This is a genomic window from Rhodococcus sp. CX, assembly GCF_015865005.1.
Classification (GTDB): Bacteria; Actinomycetota; Actinomycetes; order Mycobacteriales; family Mycobacteriaceae; genus Rhodococcus.
This window is the reverse complement of record NZ_JADZGH010000087.1, coordinates 1-5,370: the sequence shown is the minus strand read 5'-3', so window position 1 is coordinate 5,370 and position 5,370 is coordinate 1. Positions and strand designations below refer to the sequence as shown.

Genomic DNA, 5,370 nt, shown 5'->3' with positions numbered 1-5,370 from the left:
CACGGCCTGCTCGATGCTCGCGCGCAGGTTCGGGCAGCCCTCGCGCGGGCCGCCCGCGCGGTCGGCGTCCCGGAAGACCGGGCACGTCTCCTTCGGATCGGACTGCCACTGGATACTCGTTTGCCGGAAGCTGTTCTTGCGCACCAGGACACACGTGCCACAGCTTCGGCATTCGATCTCGCTCATGCCCGAGTCGAGGTAGTTGATCTTGTCGATGGCGGTCTGGGCGGCGATCGCCTCGACCCGGTCCGGCTGATCCGCGAAACTCGGAGACTTCGCCCACTTGCTCTTTCGGGTCGAGGCGCTCATCGTCAGACCTCCGCGTCCTGCTTCTTCTCCGCTTCGGCGGCCTTGCGGGCCATGTTCTCGGCGACCTCCGCCTCCCAGGCCTCGTTGGCCTTGGTGGTGTCGACCTCGAATTCGAAACGCTGGGTCATCTTCTCGGTGACGTCGGCGACGTCGACGTAGAACTGCTCGTACCAGCGGCGCAGCTGGTAGACCGGACCGTCCTCCTCGCAGAGCAGCGGATTCTCGATCTTGGTCTTGTTCTTCCAGATCTCGACGTCCTGCAGGAAGCCTTCCCCGATGCCCTCGGTGAACTTGGCCGCCATCCTGTCCGACTGCTCGTCGGTCATGCCCGTCGGCTTCTTGACGATGATGCCGTACTGCAGCATGAACGAGTCCTGCGTGATCGGGTAGTGACAGTTGATCAGCACCGATTCGACCTTGTAGCCGCCGTAGCTGTTGGTCATCGGGTTGATCATGTAGGACGGGCCGTAGTACGCCGCGTACGACTCGAGCGTCGACTCAAGGCCGTACTGGGTGGACATGCCCTTGTCCGGGCGGCCGCGGGTGTTGAGGAACTGCTCCGCGATGTGCCCTTCGAAGACGTTCTTGAAGAATGTCGGGAAGGCGTAGTGGATGTAGAAGAAGTGCGCCATGTCCACGACGTTGTCGATGATCTCGCGGCAGTTGGAACCCTCGATGAGGATCTGGTTCCAGGTCCAGTCGGTCCACTCGTCGCTGCCGTACTGCTCGATCTCCGGGAGCGTGATCTCCGGCGGCGGCGGGTTGCCCTCGGGGTCGTTCCAGACGAAGAGCTGGCCGTGCTTCTCGGTGGTGATCCACGCGCGGGTGCGGGCGAGCGGCGGAACGCGGCGGGCGTAGGGGATGTCGGCGCACTTGCCGCTGCCGTTCCAGCGCCAGTCGTGGAACGGGCACGCGATGTCGTCGCCCTTGATTTCGCCCTGCGACAGGTCGCCACCCATGTGGCGGCAGTAGGCGTCGAGAACCTTGAGATCACCGTTGGTGTCGGCCCAGACGACGAGTTTGGTGCCGAACGCCTGCACGGAGTGGGGCTTGCCGTCCCTGAACGTCTTGCTCAGGCCGAGGCAGTGCCAGCCTCGTGCGTACCGAGTCCGGGCTTCTCCGACGTCGATCTCGCGAATCGGTGCCATGTCCCCTCACTTCCCTTCGGATTCCTACTAGAACACGTTATAGAAGTTCGTACCGATCCGGAAGTGATAGGAGACTTTGGTCCCTACGAAACCGCACCGACCTGCGGTGGGGCGCGACCCTCGACAGAAATAAGAACGTGTTCTAGTCTCGATTCAAGCGATCAATTCGGAGCAGACGGGAGCGTCCAGTGGGCGACCACGACAGCCACGAGGTACTGCAGCGCATCGACGCGCTGCTCCCTTCCTTCCGGGAACGTGCGCAGGAGACCGAGGACCTCCGCCGCATCCCCGACGACTCGATCAAGGCGCTTCAGGAGGCCGGCTTCTTCAAACTCGTCCAGCCGTCCCAGTGGGGTGGATACGAGTGCGATCCGGTGACCTTCTACACCGCGGTTCGCAACATCGCGAGCGCGTGCGGCTCCACCGGATGGGTCGCCGGCATCATCGGCATCCACAACTGGCACCTGGCGCTGTTCTCCCAGCAGGCGCAGGAGGACGTGTGGGGCGAGGATCCCGACGTGCGCATCTCCTCGTCGTACGCGCCCATGGGCGCCGGCCAGGTCGTCGACGGGGGATACAAGGTCAACGGTGCCTGGGCATGGTCGTCGGGCTGCGACCACGCGACCTGGGTCGTCGTTGGAGGCCCGGTCATCAAGGACGGCCGCCCGGTGGACTTCGGCAGCTTCCTCATCCCGCGCGCGGAGTACGAGATCGACGACGTGTGGAACGTCGTCGGCCTGCGCGGCACCGGCTCGAACACGATCGTCGTCAAGGACGTCTTCGTCCCGCGGCACCGCTTCCTCAGCTTCAAGACCATGAACGATCTGGCGTCGCCGGGTCTCGAGGTCAACACCGCTCCGGTCTACAAGATGCCGTGGGGCACCATCCATCCGACGACGATCTCCGCCCCCATCGTGGGAATGGCCTACGGCGCCTACGACGCCCACGTCGAGCATCAGGGCAAGCGAGTGCGCGCCGCCTACGCCGGCGAGAAGGCCAAGGACGATCCGTTCTCGAAGGTCCGCATCGCCGAGGCCTCCAGCGATATCGACGCCGCATGGCGTCAGCTCTCCGGCAACGTCGCCGACGAGTACGAATACCTGTTGGCGGGCAAGGAAGTTCCGATCGAGCTGCGTCTGCGCGCTCGCCGCGATCAGGTGCGGGCCACCGGTCGCGCGATCGCGTCGATCGACCTGTTGTTCGAGAACTCCGGAGCGACCGCTCTCGCGAACGGCACTCCGATCCAGCGCTTCTGGCGTGACGCCCACGCCGGTCGGGTGCACGCGGCGAACGACGCCGAGCGCGCGTACGTCATGTTCGGTGGCGCCGAATTCGGTCTGCCGCTCACGGACACGATGGTCTAGGGGAGGCGATCGATGACGACGACCGAAGAACTCACCTACGAATCCACGTCCCGCTTCGCGCAGGTCCGCCCGGACCTGAAGCTGCACTACCACGAGGCGGGCGTCGGCAACGGCCCGACGATCGTGCTCCTGCACGGCGGCGGCCCGGGCGCGTCCTCGTGGTCGAACTTCTCCAAGAACATCCCGGTCCTGGCGCAGCGGTTCCACGTGCTCGCGGTGGACCAGCCCGGCTACGGCAAGTCCGACAAGCCCACCGAGCACCCGCAGTACTTCGTGCACAGCGCCTCCGCGCTGAAGGATCTGCTCGACACGCTCGGCATCACCGGACGTGTTCACCTGCTCGGTAATTCGCTCGGCGGCGGCGCCGCGGTGCGTTTCGCGCTGGACTACCCGGACCGTGCCGGACGGCTCGTGCTGATGGGGCCGGGTGGTCTGAGCGTCAACCTGTTCGCCCCGGATCCGACCGAGGGCGTGAAGAACCTCGGCAAGTTCAGCTACGAGCCGACCCGCGAGAACCTCGAAGCGTTCCTGCGGATCATGGTGTTCGACCAGTCGCTGATCACCCCCGAACTGATCGAGGAGCGGTTCGCCGCGGCGAGCACCCCCGAATCCCTGGCCGCCGCGAAAGCGATGGGCAAGTCCTTCTCCAGCAGTGAATTCGAGAAGGGCATGCTCTGGCGCGACGCCTACAAGCTGCGGCAGCGCGTGCTCCTCATCTGGGGTCGCGAGGATCGCGTCAACCCGCTCGACGGTGCGCTCGTGGCGCTGAAGATGATCCCGCGCGCGCAACTGCACGTGTTCGGCGGCTGCGGCCACTGGGCGCAGCTCGAGAAGTTCGACGAGTTCAACAGGCTCGCATCCGACTTCCTGCTCGAGGGAGACAACCGATGAGCATCCGCGCACTGGCGTACCTGCGCATCGAGGCCACCGACATGGCGGCCTGGCGCGACTACGGGCTGAAGGTCCTCGGCATGGTCGAGGGCAAGGGCGCCGATCCCGACGCGCTCTACCTGCGGATGGACGACTACCCGGCTCGTCTCGTCATCGTTCCGGGCGAGCGGGACGGGCTCTACTCCTCCGGCTGGGAGTGCGCCAACGCCGAAGGGCTGCAGGAGATCCGCGAGCGACTGGCCAAGGCGGACTGGGAATTCGAGGAAGGCACCAAGGAGGAGGCCGCCGAGCGCAACGTCGTCGAGTTCATCAAGTGCCGCGACGCCTCCGGGTCGCGACTGGAGATCTTCCACACCGTGGCGCTGCAGCATCGGCGCATCGTGAGCCCGTACGGCCACAAGTTCGTCACCGGCGAGCAGGGCCTCGGGCACGTCGTGCTCGCCACCAAGGACGACGCGGCGGACCTCGAGTTCTACCGGGATGTGCTCGGCTTCAAGTTGCGCGACTCGATGCGCCTGCCCCCGCAGGTCGTCGGGCGGCCCGCGGACGGTGAACCGGCCTGGCTGCGTTTCCTCGGCTGCAATCCGCGCCACCACAGCCTGGCGTTCGCGCCGCTGCCGAACCCCACCGGGATCGTGCACCTGATGGTGGAGGTCGAGAACTCCGACGACGTCGGGCTGTGCCTCGACCGGGCGCTGCGCAAGAAGGTCAAGTTGTCCGCCACCCTCGGCCGGCACGTCAACGACCTGATGTTGTCCTTCTACATGAAGACCCCGGGCGGCTTCGACGTCGAATACGGTTGCGAGGGATTGGAAGTCGAGGACGACAAGTGGATCGCCCGGGAGAGCACCGCGGTGAGCCTGTGGGGTCACGACTTCTCGGTGGGATTCAAGTAATGTCCGGCAGCGAAACCGAATCCGGCGCGGGCATCGACCCGCGCCGGTTCCGGAACGTCCTCGGGCAGTTCTGCACCGGCGTCACCATCATCACCACCGTGGACGACGGCGCTCCGGTCGGCTTCGCGTGCCAGTCGTTCGCGGCGCTGTCGCTCGAACCGCCGCTGGTGCTGTTCTGTCCGACCAAGGCCTCGCGGTCCTGGGCGGCGATCGAACGGTCCGGTCGCTTCTGCGTTAACGTGCTCGCCGAGGAACAGCAGGACACGTGCGCCCGCTTCGGATCTCGCGAACCCGACAAGTTCGCCGGAATCGATTGGACGCCTTCGCCGCTGGGCTCACCGATCCTCACCGGCTCGCTCGCCCACATCGACTGCACCGTCGAGACCGTGCACGACGGGGGAGACCACTGGGTGGTGTTCGGACGCGTGGCCTCGCTGAGCGAGGTGCGGGACGAGAAAGAACGTCCTCTGCTGTTCTACCGCGGTCAGTACACCGGTATCGAACCGGACAAGACGGTGCCCGCACCCTGGCGCGACGACCTCGAGGCGTTTCTCACGAGCGTCACCGAGGACACCTGGCTGTAGTCGTCCCGCCCCCGGTCGTCCCGAGACCCCCGTCCTTTCCGAGACCCACGTCCTTTCCGAGACCCCCGTCTTTCCCGAGCGAGCGGTACATTCGATCGATTGAACGGGCTGTTGCGAAATAGCCGAAAGTCCGCGACCGCGAACCACAGCGCCGGTCCCGGGGCGGGGTCTCCCGCCC

At 65.8% G+C, this 5,370-nt stretch carries 6 protein-coding genes; 4 read left to right on the top strand and 2 right to left on the bottom strand.

The annotated features are described in order from the left end of the window. The coding region (locus I0Q12_RS09305) for a hypothetical protein (protein ID WP_197251656.1) at positions 1–309 on the bottom strand (309 nt) is incomplete at its 3' end. A gap of 2 nt (positions 310–311) precedes the next feature. Next, positions 312–1,457, bottom strand: coding sequence for a Rieske 2Fe-2S domain-containing protein (locus I0Q12_RS09300; protein ID WP_197251655.1), 1,146 nt, complete (start codon positions 1,455–1,457; stop codon positions 312–314). 188 nt (positions 1,458–1,645) lie between these two features. Here I0Q12_RS09300 and hsaA point away from each other — a divergent pair, with 188 nt between their 5' ends. Genes hsaA through hsaB form a run of 4 tightly spaced genes read left to right on the top strand, consistent with a single transcriptional unit; the run spans position 1,646 to position 5,192 of the window. Further along, positions 1,646–2,821 carry a 3-hydroxy-9,10-secoandrosta-1,3,5(10)-triene-9,17-dione monooxygenase oxygenase subunit gene (hsaA, locus tag I0Q12_RS09295; RefSeq protein WP_197251654.1) on the top strand — a complete coding sequence of 392 codons (1,176 nt, stop codon included), beginning with the start codon at positions 1,646–1,648 and terminating at the stop codon, positions 2,819–2,821. A gap of 12 nt (positions 2,822–2,833) precedes the next feature. Further along, entirely contained in the window at positions 2,834–3,712 is an 879-nt protein-coding gene (hsaD, locus tag I0Q12_RS09290) for a 4,5:9,10-diseco-3-hydroxy-5,9,17-trioxoandrosta-1(10),2-diene-4-oate hydrolase (RefSeq protein ID WP_197251653.1), read from the top strand. Further along, positions 3,709–4,608, top strand: coding sequence for an iron-dependent extradiol dioxygenase HsaC (gene hsaC / locus I0Q12_RS09285; protein WP_197251652.1), 900 nt, complete (start codon positions 3,709–3,711; stop codon positions 4,606–4,608). Before hsaD ends, hsaC begins: the two co-directional genes overlap by 4 nt. Continuing rightward, positions 4,608–5,192 carry a 3-hydroxy-9,10-secoandrosta-1,3,5(10)-triene-9,17-dione monooxygenase reductase subunit gene (hsaB, locus tag I0Q12_RS09280; protein ID WP_197251651.1) on the top strand — a complete coding sequence of 195 codons (585 nt, stop codon included), beginning with the start codon at positions 4,608–4,610 and terminating at the stop codon, positions 5,190–5,192. Before hsaC ends, hsaB begins: the two co-directional genes overlap by 1 nt. Positions 5,193–5,370: the final 178 nt, after the last annotated feature.

What these genes read in the sequence shown, in the direction of transcription:
- hsaB (WP_197251651.1), top strand. Translation starts at nt 4,608, where the DNA reads ATGTCCGGCAGCGAAACCGAATCCGGCGCGGGCATCGACCCGCGCCGG.
- hsaC (WP_197251652.1), top strand. Translation starts at nt 3,709, where the DNA reads ATGAGCATCCGCGCACTGGCGTACCTGCGCATCGAGGCCACCGACATG.
- I0Q12_RS09300 (WP_197251655.1), bottom strand. Translation starts at nt 1,457, where the DNA reads ATGGCACCGATTCGCGAGATCGACGTCGGAGAAGCCCGGACTCGGTAC.
- hsaD (WP_197251653.1), top strand. Translation starts at nt 2,834, where the DNA reads ATGACGACGACCGAAGAACTCACCTACGAATCCACGTCCCGCTTCGCG.